Source organism: Duganella radicis, assembly GCF_009720825.1.
GTDB lineage: Bacteria > Pseudomonadota > Gammaproteobacteria > Burkholderiales > Burkholderiaceae_D > Rugamonas > Rugamonas radicis.
This window is the reverse complement of sequence record NZ_WNKY01000027.1, coordinates 54705-73817: the sequence shown is the minus strand read 5'-3', so window position 1 is coordinate 73817 and position 19113 is coordinate 54705. Positions and strand designations below refer to the sequence as shown.

The window sequence follows — 19113 nt, the reverse complement described above, 5'->3', positions numbered from 1 at the left end:
GCCTCCAGAGCAACCTTGGCCTTGAACTCCGCCGTGTGTACCCTGCGTTTTTTGCCTTCACTCATGCGCTATCATCCTTTCACGGACGACAGCTTAAACCACCGTCTCAAATTCGGGGGCCACTATAGCTCTCGCGCATCCGCGAGGGCTGCTTTGTAATCGGCGCGCCTCAATCTAACCTCCGCCCGGAAGAGATGACTTGAGTTCCTGTAATGCTTGTTGCGAGCAATACGACCAAATTCAAGTGCGCTGGTGAACGCAACCTCGGCCTGCGCCATTTCACCAAGATTGAAGTGCAGTATGCCGAGCGCATGAAAATCTGCCGGTTCCTGAGAGCCTGCGGATATCACAAATTCCAGTTCGCTTATCGCATCCCGCAACTTGCCCATGTATTCCAGCACTGCGGCTCTTTGCCGACGCTCAGAAATGGCAGTCTCTTGCGCTTCAATCAGCCAGTCGCACACAGCTAAAGCCTGATCGTTTTGGTTGTTTAACGCAAAGCCATAAGCCGCGTGCAAAATTGCTTCAAGCTCTTGGTCCGATCGAGGACGTCTGAAATTCATCACATTGCTCATCATTTCGCGCAGCCCGTTCAGCATCTCTATCAGCGATGGTATTCCCATTTTGCCGCTGTCTGCACACGATAGCCTCCCGTCACACAAGCAATCCCTGAGGAGTCGCCAACCCGGCAGAAATCGGGATGTATCAAAAATAGATTCTGGAGTACCATAGCCGCCTATTATTTTGGAGGCGGAATATGGGTGGCAAGCGCGTGGCGATGGTTGGTGTGGGAGGCGCGCTGGCGCTGTGTTCTTTGGCTGCTTCGGCGGCGCCAACGCTCGCCGATTGCGATGGCGCCTTTGCCACCACGCTGCATGCCGCTCCGGCCTTCGATGCGCGCGCCTATTGGCTGAACCGCCAGTTGATCAAGTGGCCGGGCGTAGCTGCCGACGGCAGCGTGTTCAAGTTGTACTATTCCTCCACCGCCCTGATGCGCGCCGCGCCCGGTGCGCGCGTGACCGGCGAGGATGGCTTCATCAAGCTGTCGCCTTTTGATGGCAGCATGCCGGCCGATGTCGCCAAGCGCTTCAAGTTTGTCGGCGACGGCGCGGTCTTCAGCGTGGCCGATGCCGCGCGCCTGCTCACCCAGCAAGTCCTGATCGTGCGCGAAGCGGAAGACGGCAAGGTGCTCGACGTCACCGCGCTGCAAATCGCCGGCGCGCTGGATGATGTCTACGCCAAAGCCGCCAAGGCCAATGATCTCGGCGTCACCGCCGGCGCGCGTGACGCAAGCTTCAAGCTGTGGGCGCCGACCGCGCAGCACGTCGCGCTGTGCACCTACGCCAATGGCAGCGGCAATGCCACCGCCATCACACCGATGCAGCGCGATGACAGCACCGGCATCTGGTCCGCCCGCGCCCAGGGTCAGTATTACCAGTATCTGGTGGATGTGGTGGCGCCAGGCGCCGGCGTGGTGCGCAATCTCGTCACCGATCCTTATTCCATCAGCCTGACCACCGACTCGAAGCGCAGCTATGTCGCCGACCTGAATAGCGCCAGACTCAAACCGGCCGGCTGGGATGCCACACCGTCGCCAAAGAAAGTCGCCGCGCAAACCGACATGACGGTCTACGAGCTGCACGTGCGCGATTTCTCGATCAACGACAGCACCGTCAGCGCCGCCAATCGCGGCAAGTACACCGCCTTCACCGAGACCAAGTCCAACGGCATGAAGCACCTGGCGGCGCTGAGCAAGGCCGGCATGACCGACATCCACCTGCTGCCGGTGTACGATATCGGCAGCGTGCCGGAACAAGCCTGCCTGACGCCGCTGATCACCGCCACGCAGCCGGACGGCGAGGAACAGCAGGCCGCCGTCGAACGCACCAAGTTCCAGGACTGCTACAACTGGGGCTACGATCCCTTCCACTACAATGCGCCGGAAGGCAGCTACAGCACCGATCCATCCGATGGCGCCAAACGCATCATCGAATTCCGCCAGATGGTGCAGGCGCTGCACAAGGCCGGGCTGCGCGTCGGCATGGACGTGGTCTACAACCATACCTACATCGCCGGCCAGAACGAGAAGTCGGTGCTGGACCGCGTGGTGCCCGGTTATTACCACCGCCTCAACGCCAAGGGCGAGATCGAACGCTCCACCTGCTGCGACAACACCGCCACCGAAAATCTCATGATGGGCAAGTTGATGGTGGACTCGGTCGCGCTGTGGACCAAACAATACAAGATCGATTCCTTCCGCTTCGACCTGATGGGCCACCAGCCGCGTGCGGCGATGGAGCAGATCCAGGCCCGCGTCGGCAAGCAGATCAACCTGATCGGCGAAGGCTGGAACTTCGGCGAGGTGGCCGACGGCGCGCGCTTCGTGCAAGCCTCGCAGCTGTCGCTGAACGGCACCGGCATCGGCACCTTCAGCGACCGTGCGCGCGACGCCGTGCGCGGTGGCGGCGCCGGCGACAGCGGCGCGCAACTCGTCACGCAGCAGGGCTACATCAATGGACTGGTGTACGACGCCAATGAACAAGCCGGCCAGCGCCCGCTGAAAGACCTGCTGCAAGCGTCCGACATGGTGAAGGTGGGCCTGGCCGGCACCATCCGCAGCTACCCGCTGACCACCGCCGACGGCGGCACCGTGGCGCTGCAAGACATCGTCTACGGCGGCAACCAGCCGGCCGGCTACGCCAGCGAGCCGGGCGAAACCGTCAACTACGTCGAGAACCACGACAACCAGACCCTGTACGACATCAACGCCTTCAAGCTGCCGCAAGCCACCACCGCGCGCGAGCGCGCGCAAGTGCAGATGCTGGGTGCCGCCATCAACGCCTTCAGCCAGGGCGTGGCCTACTTCCACGCCGGCTTCGACATCTTGCGTTCCAAATCGCTGGACCGCAACAGCTTTGAATCGGGCGACTGGTTCAATCGCCTCGACTGGAGCTACCAGGACAACTACTACGGCACCGGCCTGCCGCCGGCCGCCGACAATGGCAAGGACTACGCGCTGATCAAGCCATTGCTGCGCAACGCCGCCATCAAGCCGGCGCCGGAAGACATCGCCTACGCGCGCGACGCCTTCCGCGACCTGTTGGCAATCCGCGCCAGCAGCACGCTGTTCCGCCTCCGCACGGCGCAGGACATCAAGCAGCGCCTGCGTTTCTTCAACACCGGCCCGTCGCAGGTGCCGACCGTGATCGCCGCCCGCATCGACGGTAAAGGCTATGCCGGCGCGCGCTTCAAGGCGGTCACCTACCTGATCAACGTCGACAAGGTGGCGCAGCACATCACTGTGAATGAAGACAAAAACCGCAAATACACGCTGCATCCTGTCCACACCAGCATGACCGCGGCGGACAAACGCGTGGCCTCGGAAGCCAGATACGACAAAATCAGCGGAACCTTCACCGTCCCGCCACGCAGCGCGGTCGTTTTCGTTGAAAATTGATGGATGCGAAAATCATCCATCCTGGTCTTGCTGTTATTGAGCGCCTGCGGCGGCGGTAACTACGAAGCGCAGGCCAACCGCGCGCCGGTGGCCAATGCCGGCCCCGCGCAAACCGTGGCCGCCGGCACCTCGATCAAGCTGGCCGGCAGCGGCACCGATGCCGACCAGGACATCGTGCTGTATTCGTGGACGCTGGCCAAGCCAGCCGGCAGCGCGGCCACGCTGCTCAACTATCACGTCGCCACGCCCACCTTCTTCGCCGATGTTCCCGGTGTCTACGTAGCCACGCTGACCGTCAACGACGGCAAGCTCGATAGCGCCCCCGCCTCCGTCACCATTACCGCGAACTAGTCAATTTATACATAAAGCCACACACAGTACGCGCCGGCCAGCAATGTGTCAGGTAACGTGATACTATCGGTGCTCCACATAGCAATTCACATCACGAGCCGCACCCCGCTCGTACCAGACATCGGCGCCATTTGTACCACTTGCGCCATTCGATCAGTGCCTCGCCCCGCATTGCCAATTGCGCATTTTTCAACCCGGGACACTGACAAAGATGACCAGTACTTGCCAACAAAACGAAGCTCGCCGCCTTGACGCGCTTCACAAGCTTAATCTTCTGGACACGCCGCCGAGCGAGGCGTTCGACCGCATCACCCGCACCGCCGCCAACCTGTTCCAGCTGCCGATTGCCGCCGTCTCGCTGACCGACTCCGATCGTCAATGGTTCAAGTCGCGCGTCGGCGTCGGCCACGACTCTATCCCGCGCATGCGCGCGCCCTGCGGCCAGGTGGCCGACAGCAGCGAGGTGCTGGTCCTGCCCGACCTGCGTGAAGACGATTATTACCGCGACAGCCTGCTGGCGGCCAGTGGCATCCGCTACTACGCCGGCGCCCCGCTTATCACCACCGACGGCCATTGCCTGGGTGCGATCTGCGTGCTGGGCACCGAACCGCGCGCCACCACCGAGCAGGAACTGGCGGCCTTGCGCGACCTGGCCGGAATGGTGATGGCGCAGATCGAATTACAGCATGCGTTGGGCCGCATCGATGCGATCAGCGGCCTGCCCAATCGCCATCAGTTCATTGAAGATTTCCAGGATCTGCAACTGGACACGGCCGCAGGCGAGCAAGGCCTGGCGGTGCTGATCAATCTGGCCACGCCGGAACAACTGGTGCACGCCACACGCGCCATGCAAAGCTCCTATCTGGACGAACTGGTCACCGACGCCGCGCGCTGGCTGCGCAACACCATCGGGCCCGGACGCCGCATCTATCATGTCGCCACCGCGCAGTTCATGTTGATGTCGCCGCCCGGCGCCACGCTGGAAGGCTGGCTGCCACTGGTGGAGACGAAGATGCGCGAGGCGCTGGCGGTGGCCAGGTCATGCCACGTCGCCACACCCTCCGCCGGCGTGGTGGCGTTCGAGATCGGACACACCGACAGCCTGGCCGTACTGCGCAAGGCGCAAAGCGCGGCGCACGATGCTATCGACAGTCCTACCCACGTGGCGGTGTACTCGCAACAGGAAGACGCGATGTACCAGCGCCGCTTCCGCCTGCTCAACGACTTCGTCACGGCGCTGAAAAGCCACGACCAACTACGGCTGGTGTACCAGCCCCGCATTGACGTCGCCAGCAACCGCTGCATCGGCGCCGAGGCACTGCTGCGCTGGAACCATCCGGAACTGGGCGTCATCGGCCCGGCCGAGTTCATTCCCGTCATTGAGCGCTCCGGACTGGCGCAGGCGGTCACCGCATGGGTGCTGGAAACGGCGCTGCGCCAGCAATGGGAATGGCGCGCGGCGGGGCTGGCGGTGCAGGTGTCGGTGAATGTCTCGCCGGTCAACCTGATTGAACCCGGCTTTGCCGGCAGCGTGGCGGACGCGCTGGCGCGCCATCGCCTGCCAGCGAACTGCCTGGAACTGGAAATTACCGAGAGCGCCATCATGGAGCAACCGGCCAAGGCGCATGCGACGCTGGCGGCGATCGCCGCGCTTGGCGTCGGCCTGGCCATCGATGATTTCGGCACCGGCTATAGCAGCCTGGCCTACCTGCAAAAAATGCCGGCCGACGTGGTGAAGATCGACCAGTCCTTTGTGCGCGAGCTGGAAAACGACGTGCGCCGGCAGGCATTGGTGAGAGCCATGATTACGCTGTCCCAGGATCTCGGCCACAGGGTCGTGGCCGAGGGAGTGGAAAACAGCGCCGTGCTGGATTTCCTGCGGCGTGCAGGCTGCGAGGAGGTGCAGGGCTATCTGTTTGCGGCGCCGCTGGAAGCGCAGGCGTTCGCCAACTATTCCTGCCCGATCAGCACCAGGGCATTGCGGGTGCCAAAGTTGACGCTGTCGCCACGCACCACAGCGGTCTTGCCGCTGTAGTAGTCCTTCACCTTCTGGCCGTTGGCGAACACGCCATGCACCTTGATGGCGGCAGGCCTGTTGGTCGGCAGGTCCAGCGCCACCACCACCTTGTCGCGCAGGCCATCCTTGTCGTAGGTGCGCTTGAAGACGTAAGGCTGGGCCGACAGTTGCTGGTGCACGCCGGCGCCCACCGCCACGTGGGCTTTGCGGAACAGGCCCAGTTTCGCCCAGTGCGCGCGCACGTCGGCGATCTTGTAGCCGTCGCGCTCGACGTTCTGTTCCAGCTCGTTCCAGTTCATGAAGGAGCGCAGCTTGGCGTCGCCCGTCGCCTCCGCGATATCCAGCTTGCGCGCGGTTTCGTCGCCGTAGTAGATCTGTGCCGCACCCGGCGCCAGCAGCAGCTTGGTGGCGCTTTCAAATGGCTTCTTGCGCGAGGCGTCGAACGGCGCGCCATCATCGTGCGAGTCCAGATAGTTCAGCACCGAGTAGCCAGTCAACGGGCCGCCATGCAGCGCGTTGGAATAGCTGCTGAAGATGGCCTCGTAATCCTTCTTCGCGTCGTGCACCAGGCCGAAGTTGATCATGCTGTTAAAGCCGGCCTGGTAGTAGTTCATGTACTGGCCGCTGCCCAGATGGTGCGACTGTCCTTCGGCGATGTTGTAGTTGTAGACCTCCGCCACCGAGAAGAATTTGTCGTCGCCGAGCTTCTTCTCCGGATTGGCCTTCTTCCAGTCCTCGTAGGCGATGGAGGCTTCTTTCAGCAGCTCCTTCCACACCTTGGGCTCCACATGCTTGACGGTGTCGGCGCGGAAGCCATCGACGCCGTACTTGCGAATCCAGTCGGTGTGCCACTTGATCAGGTAGTAGCGCGGTGCGCGCGGATAGCCAGTGCGGGCGAAGAACTCGTTCAGGCTCTTGACCTCTTCCTCAAAGCGGCCCTCGCGCTGCCATTTGGCCATCAACCGCTCCGGCAGTTCGACCGGAGTATCGCTCTCGGTCAGGAAGTCCGGCAGGTTTTTCACCAGCGTGCATTCGATGAAGGTCTTGGCGTCCTTGTAGGTGCACATGGGACCGGTGCGGACCCAGTCCTTCGGCCAGACCGGATCGATCTCCGTCACCGGGCCGGTTTGGTTCATCACCACGTCCAGCACCACGCGGATGCCACGCGCGTGCGCCGCGTCCACCAGATTGCGGAAGTCGTTCTCGGTGCCGATGTTGGCGTCCACCGTGGTGAAGTCGGAAGCCCAGTAGCCGTGGAAGCCATACGAACGGCCTGTGCCCTCGTCGGTGCCGTCGTGGATCTGCTCCACCGGCGGCGTCACCCAGATCGCGGTCACGCCCAGCGAGTCGAAATAGCCGTCGTTGATTTTGTTGATGATGCCGGCCAGATCGCCGCCCATGTAGCCGCGCAGCGGCGCGGCGTCGGCGCGGCGGTCGTAGGCCAGGTCGTTGCCGGTGAAGGCGTTGTTGAAGCGGTCCGTCAGCAGGAAATAGACTGTCGCGTTCTCCCACAGGAATGGCTTGGGTTTTTCCGCCGCCACGGCGGCGCTGCCGCCAAGTGCAAGAGCCAATGCGAGTGTGGTCAATTTCATGCTGTCGTCCTTATCGTTTTATGTGATGACTGTGGGATGGGCGCGGCCGGTCCAGTCGGCGATGCCCGCTACTTGTTCGGCGATCAGTATCAATGCCGAGAGAGCCTGCTGCGTAGGCAAGTGGTGGTACTTCGGATCGGCTTCGTAACGCTCCAGATAAACGCGCAGGGTCGCGCCCTCGGTGCCGGTGCCGGACAAACGGAACACAATGCGCGAGCCGTTGGTCATGACGATGCGGATGCCCTGCTGCTTCGCCACCGAACCATCGATCGGGTCGGTGTATTCAAAATCGTCGGCGAAGGACACCACGAAGTGGCCGAGATCCTGCCCCGCCAGCGTAGCCAGCTTGATGCGCAGGGAGGCCATGAGTTCATGCGCGGCCTTGGCGTCGACCGCTTCGTAATCGTGGCGCGAGTAGTAATTGCGGCCGAAGCGCGCCCAGTGTTCGCTTGCCAGCTGCTCCACCGACTTGCCGCTGGCGGCCAGCAGGTTAAGCCAGAACAGCACGGCCCACACCCCATCTTTTTCACGGATGTGGTCCGAGCCGGTGCCGTAGCTCTCTTCGCCGCACAAGGTGGCCTTGCCGGCATCCAGCAGGTTGCCGAAGAACTTCCAGCCGGTGGGCGTTTCAAATGCGGGGATGCCCAGCGCCGCCGCCACGCGGTCGGCGGCCTGCGAGGTCGGCATCGAGCGGGCGATGCCTTTCAGGCCGGCGCGATAGCCCGGCGCCACAGTCGCATGCGCGGCCAGGATGGCAAGACTGTCGGATGGCGTGACGTCGAATTTACGGCCGAGTATCATGTTGCGGTCGCCGTCACCGTCGGAGGCGGCGCCGAAATCGGGCGCATCGTCGGCGGCCATGACCTCGATCAGCTGTGCGGCGTTGACCGGGTTCGGGTCCGGGTGATGGCCGCCGAAATCCTCCAGCGGCACCGCGTTGATCACGGTGCCGGCCGGCGCACCCAATTGGCCTTCGAGGATCGCCTTGGCATACGGGCCCGAGACGGCGTGCATGCCGTCGAAGCACATGCTGAAGCCGCCGGCAAACAATTTGCGGATGGCGTCGAAATCGAACAGCTGCTGCATCAGTTCCGCGTAGTCGGCCACGGAGTCGATCACTTCCACTTCCGTGTCTTCCATGCGCGTGACACCAAGGCGATTCAAATCGATATCGCCGGCATCGCTGATGCGGTACTGCCTGATGGTTTCAGTGTGATGGTAAATCGCCTCGGTCACGTTCTCCGGCGCCGGGCCGCCATTGGCGATGTTGTACTTGATGCCGAAGTCGCCATCCGGTCCGCCGGGATTATGGCTGGCCGACAGCACGATGCCGCCCAGCGCCGCGCGCTTGCGGATCACGCAACTGACGGCCGGCGTGGACAGAATCCCGCCCTGCCCCACCAGCACGCGCGCGAAGCCATGCGCCGCCGCCATGCGCAGAATCGTCTGCACGGCCACGCGGTTGTGATAGCGGCCATCGCCGCCCAGCACCAGCGTCTTGCCGCTGCAATCGCCCAGCGTGTCGAACACGCTTTGCACGAAGTTTTCGAGATAGTGGGCCTGCTTGAACACGCTGACTTTCTTGCGCAGGCCGGAGGTGCCCGGCCGTTGGCCGGGGATGGGAGTGGTACTGACAGTATTGATACTCATGTTCGCTCCACAAAAATAGATGTCGAGTTCTTGTCTCGCGAACAATATTACATCAGACAGGTTCCGCCTCGTCGCGCACTATGAGCGTCAACACACCGGCAACCACCATGCAGACGCCGCCCAGCATCAGGGTCTTGACCGAGTGGCCTTCGAACCAGTGCTTGGTCACAAAGCCCAGCACCAGGCCGCTGACGATCTGCGGGATGACGATGAAGAAGTTGAACAGGCCCATGAAGTAGCCCATGCGGTTGGCGGGCAGCGCGCCAGCCAGGATCGCATACGGCATGGTCAGGATGCTGGCCCAGGCGATGCCGACGCCGATCATTGGCACGAACAGCGTATCGAAGTCGCGGATGCCGTAGATGCTGAACAGGCTCACGCCGCCGATGATCAGGCAAGTCAGGTGCACCACCTTGCGGCTGGTGTAGCGCGCGAACACCGGCAGGATGAACGCGGCCAGCGCCGACACGCCACCGTACACGGCAAACATCACGCCGACGTGGTTGCCGGCTTCCTGGAAGGCGGCCGACTGCGCGTCGGTGGTACCGAATACATTTTCGGCGACAGCGTTGGTGGTGTAGATCCACATCGCGAACAGCGCGATCCAGGTGAAGAACTGCACCACGGCCAGCTGCACCATGGTCTTCGGCATTTTGGTGAAGCCACTGAAGATTTCAGCCAGCGCGTGGCCCAGGCCTTTGCTGCGCTGCTGCTCGGCGCGGAATGCGTCCAGATCCTCCGGCGGCAGTTCTTTCGCGGTCAGCACGGTCCACAGCACCGCCAGGAAGTACACGGCGCCGCCGGCGTAGAACGAATAGCGCACAGTGTCCGGAATGCCGCCGCCCACCGGCACATTGCTCACGCCCAGATGGGTGAAGATGGTCGGCAGCAGCGAGGCGATCACCGCGCCCCAGCCGATGAAGAAGGTTTGCATCGCGAAGCCGGCGGTCTGCTGCGACGGGCCAAGCTTGTCGCCGACGAAGGCGCGGAACGGTTCCATCGAGACGTTGATGGCGCCATCCAGCAGCCACAGGACGATCACCGCCATCCACAGCGAGGTGGAATTCGGCATCAGGAACAGGGCGATGGACGCCAGCAGCGCACCGATGAAGAAGAACGGACGGCGACGGCCCCAAGTCGGGTGCCAGGTATTGTCGCTCAGGTAGCCGATGATGGGCTGGACCAGCAGGCCGGTGACCGGCGCGGCCAGCCAGAACAGGGACAGGTCGTCGGGATTGGCGCCCAGCGTGGAGAAAATCCGGCTGACGTTGGCGTTTTGCAGCGCGAAACCGAACTGGATGCCGAAGAAGCCGAGGCTCATGTTCCACAGCTGCCAGAACGACAGGATGGGCTTGTTACTGGAAGAATGCATGCTGCGCGTCCCGAGTTTTAAAATTTGTAGGAAAATAACACGCCACCTTGGGCATGTCAATCGCAAGAAGTTCCTTGTAAAATAACGGAAAAAAGCCTATTCACGGCCCGGGCTATGGTGTCAAATGTAGCCAAACAACAAAATCCACGACGACCACCTGAGACAGAATTCATGACCATTAATTCCTTTGCAACGCTGGCCGCCCTCACACTCCTGGCCGGCCACGCCGACGCCCAGAATATCGACCGCAAATTCGACGGTATCACCCAGCGCGACGGCCACCTCGAAGTGCGCACCAGCGACGGCGCCTATCTGATCAAGCCCTACTCCACCGGCATCGTGGAAACCACGTTTGTGCCGAAGGGCGAAGCGGCCGATCCATCGTCGCACGCCGTGGTGCTGGCGCCGGCCAATGTGAAGGCCACCCTGAAGCAAAAAGGCGGCAGCTATGAATATGCCACATCCGGCATCACCGTCACCATCAGCAAATCGCCGTTCCGCATCGCCTACGCCTACAAGGGCAAACCGCTGGTGGCGGAGAAGCGCGGCTACATCCATGTGAAGGACGATGTGGCCAGCGGCAGCAAGGATATCAACAAGGGCGAGGCACGCGCACTGGAAGCGATTGAATTCGCGCTCGACAAGAACGAGGCCTTGTACGGCGCGGGTTCGCGCGCGGTGGGCATGGACCGTCGCGGTCATCGCTTCACCTTGTACAACAAGGCCAACTACGGCTACGGCGACCGCTCGGAGCTGATGGGCTACACCATGCCGTTGGCGCTGTCATCGAAAATGTACGCCATCCACTTCGATAATCCGCAAACCGGCTATCTCGATTTCGACAGCAAGAAGAACAACAGCCTGACTTATGAAGCCATCGGTGGCCGCAAGACTTATCAGGTGATCGCCGGCGACTCGTGGGAAGATGTGGTCGGCAACTACACCAGCCTGACCGGCAAGCAGCCATTGCCGCCGCGCTGGGCCTTCGGTAACTTCGCCATGCGCTTCGGCTATCACAACGAGAAGGAAGCGCGCGACACGGTCGACAAATTCATCGCCGAAGATATTCCGCTCGATGCGGTGGTGTTTGACCTGTACTGGTTCGGCAAGGAAGTCAAAGGCACCATGGGCAATCTGGCGTGGGACAAGGATGCCTTCCCCAATCCGGAGGGCATGATCGCCGACTTCAAGTCCAAGGGCGTGCAGACCGTGGTAATTACAGAGCCGTTTGTAGTCGATTCTTCCAGGCGCTGGCAGGAGGCGGTGGACAAGAACGTACTGGCCACCGGACCGGATGGCAAGCCGATGACCTATGACTTCTTCTTCGGCCACACCGGCATCATCGACATCTTCGGCAAGCAGGGCAAGGACTGGCTGTGGGATATCTACAAAGGCCTGCGCCAGCAGGGCGTGACCGGCGTGTGGGGCGATCTGGGCGAGCCGGAGATGCATCCGACTGAAACGCGTCACGCCACCGGCACCGCCGACCAGGTGCACAACATCTACGGCCATCAATGGGCGCGGCTGGTGGCGGAAGGCTACCAGCAGGACTTCCCGGCCGAGCGGCCTTTCATCCTGATGCGTTCCGGTTATTCGGGCACGCAGCGCTACGGCATCATTCCGTGGTCCGGCGACGTGGATCGCGGCTGGGGCGGATTGCAATCGCAGCCGGAGATCTCGCTGCAAATGGGCATGCAGGGCGTAGGCTATATGCACTCGGACCTGGGCGGCTTCGCCAATCCTGTATTGGACAATGAGCTCTACACGCGCTGGTTGCAGTATGGCGTATTCCAGCCGGTGTTCCGCCCGCACGCGCAGGAGGAAGTGCCATCGGAGCCGGTGTATCGCGAAGACCGCACCAAGGCGCTGGCGCGCGAGGCGATCCGCCTGCGCTATCGCCTGCTGCCGTATAACTACACGCTGGGCTTCGACAACAATCAGCAAGGCTTGCCGCTGATGCGCCCCATGATTTACGAGGAGCCGGGCAACGCCCAAGTGCGCGCCATGTCCTCGACCTACTTGTGGGGCAAGGACTTCCTCGTCACGCCGGTGCTCAAGCAGGGCCAGACCAAAGCGGACGTGTACTTCCCGGCGCGCAGCGCGTGGTTCGACTTCTACACCGGCGAGAGGCAGGCCGGCGGCGCCACGCGTTCGATCGAACTGGCAGCGGACCACGTGCCGGTATATGTGCGTGCCGGCGCCTTCGTGCCGATGGTAAAAGTGGTGCAATCCACGCGCGACTACAACACCAGGCAGATCGAACTGCATTACTGGCACGACGCCTCGGTGCGCGCCAGCTCCGGCAAACTGTATGACGACGATGGCCTGACCGCGCAAGCCTACGAACAAGGCAAGTACGAACTGCTGCACTTCACCAGCAAGCTGCAAGGCAAATCCCTGTCGCTGCAAGTGGAATCGGAACTGGGCAAACAGTACCAGCGTCCGGACCGCGGCATCACCCTGAAAGTACACACCGTGACCGCCGCGCCATCGTCGGTACGCGTGGACGGCAAGGTCGCCGTGTTCGGCTGGGACGACAAAACCTTCCAGCTGACCGTGGAACTGCCGGCCAGCGACGCCGCCAGCCGCACGGTTGATATCGCGCTGTGATGCGCCTTGCTTCCCGGCTGGCTCGGGCCGGGAAGTGGCGGGAGCGACAGGCGCTAGCTGGTTGGATAATTGAGGCTGCCATAGCGCACTGTGCGCCGTCGCTCCTTGCGCACGATGACCAGATCGCAGATGCGGAAAAGGATAGAACAGAAATAGTACGCGCAATCGCCGGCATGAGACCGTCAAATCCTATCGTGCTGACCTCGCTGCAATAATCGCCACACTATGTCGTGGACAAGCCGCTCATCCGCAAGGTTTCGTGCCATGAATAGCGTGTGCTAAATTGAAATGGCCGCGTTAAGGCATCGTGTATGATAATCGCCCATCGGATCAGCCGGTCCGAGATAACAAGGGAGATGTCTGTGACACCAAAAATTATCAGCACGCTGCTGGCCACCGCCTTAGCAGCCGTCAGCGCCACCGCGCTGGCCGCCCCCGCCGCCAAACCGACTGCCGCCGAAGCTGAACGCTTCCTGGCCGACACCGAGGCCAAGCTTAATAAACTCAATAACGAACAAGCCCGCGCCGCCTGGGTCGGCTCCAACTTCATCACCGACGATACCGAAGGCATCGCCGCCTACTTCGCCGAGCGCTTCCTGAGCGCCTCCGGTGAAGCCGCCATCGGCGCGCGCCGTTTCAACGGCGTGAAGCTGTCACCGGAAGCCGCGCGCAAGATCATGCTGCTGCAACAGACGCTGGTCTTCGCCGATCCGAAGGAACGCGAACAATACGCCGCCCTGCAAGCAGCCCTGAACGGCGCCTACGGCAAAGCCAAGTACTGCCCGACCAAAGACAACTGCATGGCGCTCGGCGAGATGGAAAAAGTCCTGGCCAGCAGCCGCGACGAAGCCAGGCTGAAGGAGATGTGGACCGGCTGGCACGCACAAGCCCCCTCCTACAAGGACAAGTACGTGGAATACGTCGCCCTGTCCAACAAGGGCGCCAGGCAGATGGGCTTTGCCGACACCGGCGTGATGTGGCGCTCGCAGTATGACATGCCGCCGGAAGCCTTCGCCGCCGAGATGGAACGCCTGTGGCAGCAGGTGAAGCCGCTGTACGATGCGCTGCATACCTACACCCGCTACAAGCTGCGCGCCACCTACGGCCCGGATGTGGTGCCGCTGACCGGCCCTATCCCATCGCACCTGTTCGGCAATATGTGGAGCCAGACCTGGACCAATCTGTATCCGATCCTCAAACCCGCCGGCGAAACCAAGAGCTTCGACCTGACCAAGGTGCTGGAGGAACGCAAGACCGACGCCAAGCAGATGACCAAATATGCCGAGGGCTTCTACACCTCGCTGGGCATGCAGAAGCTGCCGGCATCGTTCTGGGAACGCTCGCTGCTGACCAAGCCGCGCGACCGCGACGTGGTCTGCCACGCTTCCGCCTGGCCGATCAACGAAAAGGACGACGTGCGCATCAAGATGTGCATCACGCCGACCGCCGAAGACTTCACCGTGATCCACCATGAACTGGGCCACGTCTACTACTTCCTCGGCTACACCAAGCAGCCTTTCCTGTTCCGCAACGGCGCCAACGACGGCTTCCATGAAGCCATCGGCGACACTGTGGCGCTGTCGATCACGCCGGCCTATCTGAAGCAGATCGGCCTGATGGACCAGGAGCCGGACGTCAGCGCCGACATCCCGCAACTGCTGGAGCGCGCGCTGAGCAAGGTCACCATCCTGCCGTTCGCCTACACCGTCGACAAATGGCGCTGGGACGTCTACTCGGGCAAGACCAAGCCGGCCGACTACGACAAGAGCTGGTGGCAGCTGCGCGAGCAGTACATGGGCATGAAGCGCCCGGTCGAAAGCCAGGGTATCACCGGCTTTGACGCCGGCGCCAAGTACCACGTGGCGGCCGACGTGCCATACTCGCGCTACTTCCTGGCCGACATGCTGCAATTCCAGTTCCACCGCGCGCTGTGCCGCGAAGCCGGCTACACCGGCCCGCTGAACCGCTGCTCGATCTACGGCAACGCCAAGGCGGGCGCCAAGTTCCAGAAGATGCTGGAAATGGGCGCCAGCAAGCCATGGCCGGAAGCGCTGAAAGCCATCTCGGGCGAAGACAAAATCGACGGCAACGCGCTGCTCGAATACTTCGCGCCATTGAAGACCTGGCTGGACCAGCAGAACGCCGCCTTCGCCGCCGCCGAGAAGAAGTAAGCCTTATCTGGCGGGCACGCTGAAGAACAGCAGCCGCCCGTCCGCCGTGGCCAGCACCAGCTGGCCACGGTGCCACAGCGGCGACGCCGCGAAAGCCCCCAGCCGCTTCACATGCTCCATGCCGGAGTACACCGTATGACCACCACACCCGTGTCCGAGGTGCCGAAATACACGCTGTCGCGGTCGACCGCCGCCGTGCCGACCACCCACGATCCTTTGGCATCCCAACGCCAGCGCTGCTTGCCGCTGTCCGCATCCAGGGCATAGAAATGGCCATCGCGCGAGCCGATATACACCGTGTCCCCATCCACCGTCGGCGAGGCCTGTACGCCGAGCAGGATGCTTTGCTTTTGCTCGGTCTCGGTCTGCACGCGCCAGCGCTGTTCGCCGGTCTCCGCATCCAGCGCATATACCGCGCCGTCCCAACTGCCGATAACGATGTTGTTGCCACTCAGCGCCGGCGAGGAATGCACGATACCGCCAGTCTTGTAGGCCCATAGCAGCTTGCCGCTGCGCGCGTCCAGCGCATATACGCGTTCATCGCTGCTACCGAAGTACACCTTGCCGCCATGGACCAGCGGCGAGGACAGATACAAATCCCACGGATCGGGCGGCAGCTCCTGTTCCTGCGGCTGGCCATACAGGCCCGGCGCGGAGAACTGCGCCTCGCCTTGCGTGCGGAAGCTCCACAGCGGCTTGCCGCTGGCCGCGTCCAGCGCCTGCAAGCGGCCGTCGCGACCCAGGAAGTACAGCATGCCGTCCGCCACCGCTGGCGTCGAGGCGATGCCGCTGCGCGCATGGAACAGCCATTGCAAGCGGTGCGCCTCCAGATCCAGCGCATACAGGTTGCCGTTCTCCGACGCGGCAAACAGCTGCTTGCCCACCGCCACCGGCGATGCGCTGATGCCGCCCTCCACACGGAACTGCCATGACGACGCCAGACGCTCGAACACCGCATCGGCATCGGCCACGCCCGCGTGTTGCGGACCGCCCATGAACATCGGCCAGTCGCCGGCATGAGCAGCGGTGGCGGCGAAAACAACAGAGAAAAGCAAACGGTGCAAGCGCATTCGGTCTCCTGTTTTTATCAGCGAAAAAAAACGGCGTCCCGAAGGACGCCGTTCTATCTTAAGCTAAATCAGCTTAGAACTTGTAATTCACGCCAGCCAGCACGGTGCGGCCGTACTTCTGGTATTCCAGCTGCTGGTTGCGGTCGCCGTTGTAGGTTTCGTAGGCGGCGTTGCGCAGGTTGTTCACTTGCAGCAGCAGGCCCAGGCCTTTCATGGCGCCGGTGTTGAAGGTGTAGCCGATCTGGAAGTCGATCACGTTTTCACCCACCACATAACGCAGGGCGCGGTCGTTGGCGAAGTTGCCGATCTCACCCACGAAGTCCGAACGCTTGCGCTGCGAGATACGGGTTTCGAAGCCGTCTTTCTCGTAGTAGGCGGTCAGGTTGGTGACGCGCTTCGACAGGCCTGGCAGCGGGATGTGCTGGCCAATGCTGCCGCTCGGATCTTCAATCGTGATCTTGCTGTCGGTGTAGGTGGTGCTGGCCACGACGCCGAAACCATCCAGCGACTTGCTCACCATGCTCAGCGGCAGCGACGCCGACAGTTCCGCACCCTTCAGGTTGCCACCGTTGCCGTTGTATGGCGCGGTGTAGTTACCAATCGTGGTGTGCAGCGGGAAGCTCGCGCCGCTGCCAACCGAACCAGGCGGAACGTAGGCGCTGAAGTCATACGACTGGGTCTGGGTGAAGATGTAAGTGTCCAGCTTTTTATAGAAACCGGCAATCGCGAAGTAAGCCTTCTTGTCGAAGTATTTCTCGTACGAGATGTCGAAGGCCTTGGCGCGCCATGGGTCCAGACGGGCGTTACCGCCGCTGCCGCCCGGCTCACGCTTGGTGGTGTCGATGCCGAAGTCCAGCGCCGAACGCAGCTGGTCGACACGTGGACGGGCCAGTTGCTTGGCCAGCGCCACGCGCACGGTCTGCTGGTTGTCCAAGCCGAAGGCCAGGTTCATGCTAGGCAGCACGTCGGTGTATTTCTTGCCGTCGTTGACCGGCTTGATGGCGCCGGTGGTGTTGTCATACCAGCGCGATGCCGACGACTGGTCGGTACGCTGCACTTGCACGCCGATGTTGCCGCGCAGGCTGATGTCCGCGCCCAGTTCCGCCTCGATGTTGGCCTTGGCGAAGGCGGTGGTGATTTTCTCGCTGACTTCCCAGGTCTTGGCGATCAGGTAGCCGGCGGTGTCGGTTGGCGCGAACACCATGTATTTGTCGACCACGGCAGGCACGTTCCAGGTTGGAATCGAGCCGGCGCCGGCGAAGCCCAGGTCGGCCGACTGGTAGAACAGGTCGGACGAGATCAGGGTCGGCGCGCCCTTCAGGTTGATGTTGCCTTCAGGCTGGTGCTTGTTCTTGGTACGGTCGCTGTAGTTGGCGCCGATGTCGAAGCTGGAGAAGGCTTTTTCCAGCGCGCCGGACGACTGGATGTTGGCGGTCAGCTTGAAGCCTTTCAGCTCGTCTTCCACGCTCGGGGTCTTGCCGTAGCCGGAACCGTAGATGGTGTTGCGCACATACAGGCTGCCCGGGGCGTTGTAGTCGCGGCCGGTGGTGATCTGCGAGAAGCCGCCGTTGCCAATGCCCAGCTTGACCGAATCCAGGAATGGATCGCCGGCGGCGTTGGAGATTTGCAGGTTGTTTTCCAGGCTCAGCTCGTCACGCTTGGCTTTCGAATAGTTCAGGTCGGCGAACAGCGACCAGCCATCCAGACGGACTTCATTGCTCCAACCGGCGGCGCGGATATCGTCCTTGCGCTTGTTGTACATGCCGCGCACCAGCGGGTAGATGTTGTTGGCGGTGGCGCCGGCGATGGTGCCGTTGGTGGTGGTCACGCCGGTGTAGACCGGCGCCGGATCGAAGCCGCCGTTCCAGCCGCCCAGATTGATCTCGATCTGGTTGGCGGTCTCTTCGGCCTTGAAGCGCGACGCGTACACGTCCACCATGCTGGTCCATTGCTTGTTCGGACGGTATTGCAGCACGCCCATCACGCCATCGCGCTGGTTCTTGCCGCTGCGGGCCACGGCCTTGATGCCGTCGGAGCCGAAGGTGCCAGCCGGCAGGCCGGCGCGCGCGTCGCGCTTCCATGGCTCGTACAGGCCGGTTTCATTGTCGAGGATAGGGGTTTCCAGGTGCGCCCAGCCCAGCGCGATACCGATGGTGCGGTTGGCGAACTGGTCGATGTAGCTGGCGCTGAAGCGGTTGCCGGTGTCCTTGGCGTTGGCGATCTTGCCCAGCGAGTTTTTCTCGCCGCGCAGGTTCAGGGCCACGGTGCGGCTGCTGAAGTTCAATGGGCGCACCGACTGCATGTCGATGGTGCCCGACAGGCCCTGGCCGATCAGGCCGGCGTCCGGCGTCTTGTAGATGGTGACGCCGCCGATCAGTTCCGATGGGTACTGGTCGAACTCGACGCTGCGGTTGTCGCCGGTCGAGACTTGCTCGCGGCCATTCAGCAGGGTGGTCGAGAAGTCCGGCGACAGGCCGCGGATCGAGATCACTTGCGCACGGCCGGCCACGCGCTGGGCGGCCACGCCTGGCAGGCGCGAGATCGATTCGGCGATCGACACGTCCGGCAGCTTGCCGATGTCTTCGGCGGAGATGGCCTCCACGATGGAGCTCGAATCTTTCTTCACCGAGATCGCGTCTTCGATACCGCGGCGGATGCCGGACACGGTCACCGACATCACTTTGGCTTCCTCGGCCGGCGCAGCGTCGGCGCTCTGGGCGTGGGCGGGGATGGCGGCAGCGGCGATCAGCAGGGCGCAACCTGCGGCAACGGGGTTCAACGGGAATGCAGTGTGGGTGCGCTTACTTGCGAAGATGTTCATTT

The 19113-nt window shown here is 62.5% G+C and carries 11 protein-coding genes; 5 read left to right on the top strand and 6 right to left on the bottom strand.

What is annotated here, in order from left to right; all coding sequences use genetic code 11:
- Nucleotides 1-122: 122 nt before the first annotated feature.
- Nucleotides 123-599: a tetratricopeptide repeat protein gene (locus GM676_RS21000; RefSeq protein WP_155465883.1), complete on the bottom strand. Its 477-nt coding sequence runs from the start codon at nucleotides 597-599 to the stop codon at nucleotides 123-125.
- Between the two features lie 158 nt (nucleotides 600-757).
- Between GM676_RS21000 and GM676_RS20995 the strand changes: the two genes are divergently transcribed.
- From GM676_RS20995 to GM676_RS20985, 3 genes are all read left to right on the top strand, one after another.
- Nucleotides 758-3457, top strand: coding sequence for an alpha-1,6-glucosidase domain-containing protein (locus GM676_RS20995; protein ID WP_155465882.1), 2700 nt, complete (start codon nucleotides 758-760; stop codon nucleotides 3455-3457).
- Nucleotides 3458-3460: 3 nt separating this feature from the next.
- Nucleotides 3461-3808, top strand: coding sequence for a PKD domain-containing protein (locus GM676_RS20990; protein WP_155465881.1), 348 nt, complete (start codon nucleotides 3461-3463; stop codon nucleotides 3806-3808).
- A 211-nt stretch (nucleotides 3809-4019) separates the two neighbouring features.
- A complete protein-coding gene (locus GM676_RS20985) occupies nucleotides 4020-5843 on the top strand; it encodes a putative bifunctional diguanylate cyclase/phosphodiesterase (protein WP_155465879.1) in 1824 nt (607 codons plus the stop codon).
- On the opposite strand, the gene GM676_RS20980 is transcribed toward GM676_RS20985, so the two are convergent.
- Genes GM676_RS20980 through GM676_RS20970 form a run of 3 tightly spaced genes read right to left on the bottom strand, consistent with a single transcriptional unit; the run spans nucleotide 5759 to nucleotide 10439 of the window.
- Complete coding sequence (locus GM676_RS20980) at nucleotides 5759-7417, bottom strand: alpha-amylase family glycosyl hydrolase (protein WP_155465877.1); 1659 nt, start codon at nucleotides 7415-7417, stop codon at nucleotides 5759-5761. The two genes, GM676_RS20985 and GM676_RS20980, sit on opposite strands and share 85 nt — an antisense overlap.
- Nucleotides 7418-7435: 18 nt before the next feature.
- Nucleotides 7436-9067 (bottom strand): alpha-D-glucose phosphate-specific phosphoglucomutase, encoded by a 1632-nt coding sequence (locus tag GM676_RS20975; RefSeq protein ID WP_155465875.1) that lies wholly within the window; start codon nucleotides 9065-9067, stop codon nucleotides 7436-7438.
- A 52-nt stretch (nucleotides 9068-9119) separates the two neighbouring features.
- Nucleotides 9120-10439, bottom strand: a complete 1320-nt coding sequence (locus GM676_RS20970) for an MFS transporter (protein ID WP_155465873.1) — start codon at nucleotides 10437-10439, stop codon at nucleotides 9120-9122.
- A 171-nt stretch (nucleotides 10440-10610) separates the two neighbouring features.
- Here GM676_RS20970 and GM676_RS20965 point away from each other — a divergent pair, with 171 nt between their 5' ends.
- The gene (locus GM676_RS20965) at nucleotides 10611-13049 is read left to right on the top strand and encodes a TIM-barrel domain-containing protein (protein ID WP_155465871.1); all 2439 of its coding nucleotides are present in this window, start codon (nucleotides 10611-10613) and stop codon (nucleotides 13047-13049) included.
- A 356-nt stretch (nucleotides 13050-13405) separates the two neighbouring features.
- Nucleotides 13406-15220: a M2 family metallopeptidase gene (locus GM676_RS20960; protein ID WP_155465869.1), complete on the top strand. Its 1815-nt coding sequence runs from the start codon at nucleotides 13406-13408 to the stop codon at nucleotides 15218-15220.
- 107 nt (nucleotides 15221-15327) lie between these two features.
- On the opposite strand, the gene GM676_RS20955 is transcribed toward GM676_RS20960, so the two are convergent.
- Both GM676_RS20955 and GM676_RS20950 read right to left on the bottom strand, forming a co-directional pair.
- Complete coding sequence (locus GM676_RS20955; protein WP_229262800.1) at nucleotides 15328-16290, bottom strand: outer membrane protein assembly factor BamB family protein; 963 nt, start codon at nucleotides 16288-16290, stop codon at nucleotides 15328-15330.
- A gap of 73 nt (nucleotides 16291-16363) precedes the next feature.
- Nucleotides 16364-19111, bottom strand: a complete 2748-nt coding sequence (locus GM676_RS20950; protein WP_155465867.1) for a TonB-dependent receptor — start codon at nucleotides 19109-19111, stop codon at nucleotides 16364-16366.
- Nucleotides 19112-19113 lie beyond the last annotated feature (2 nt).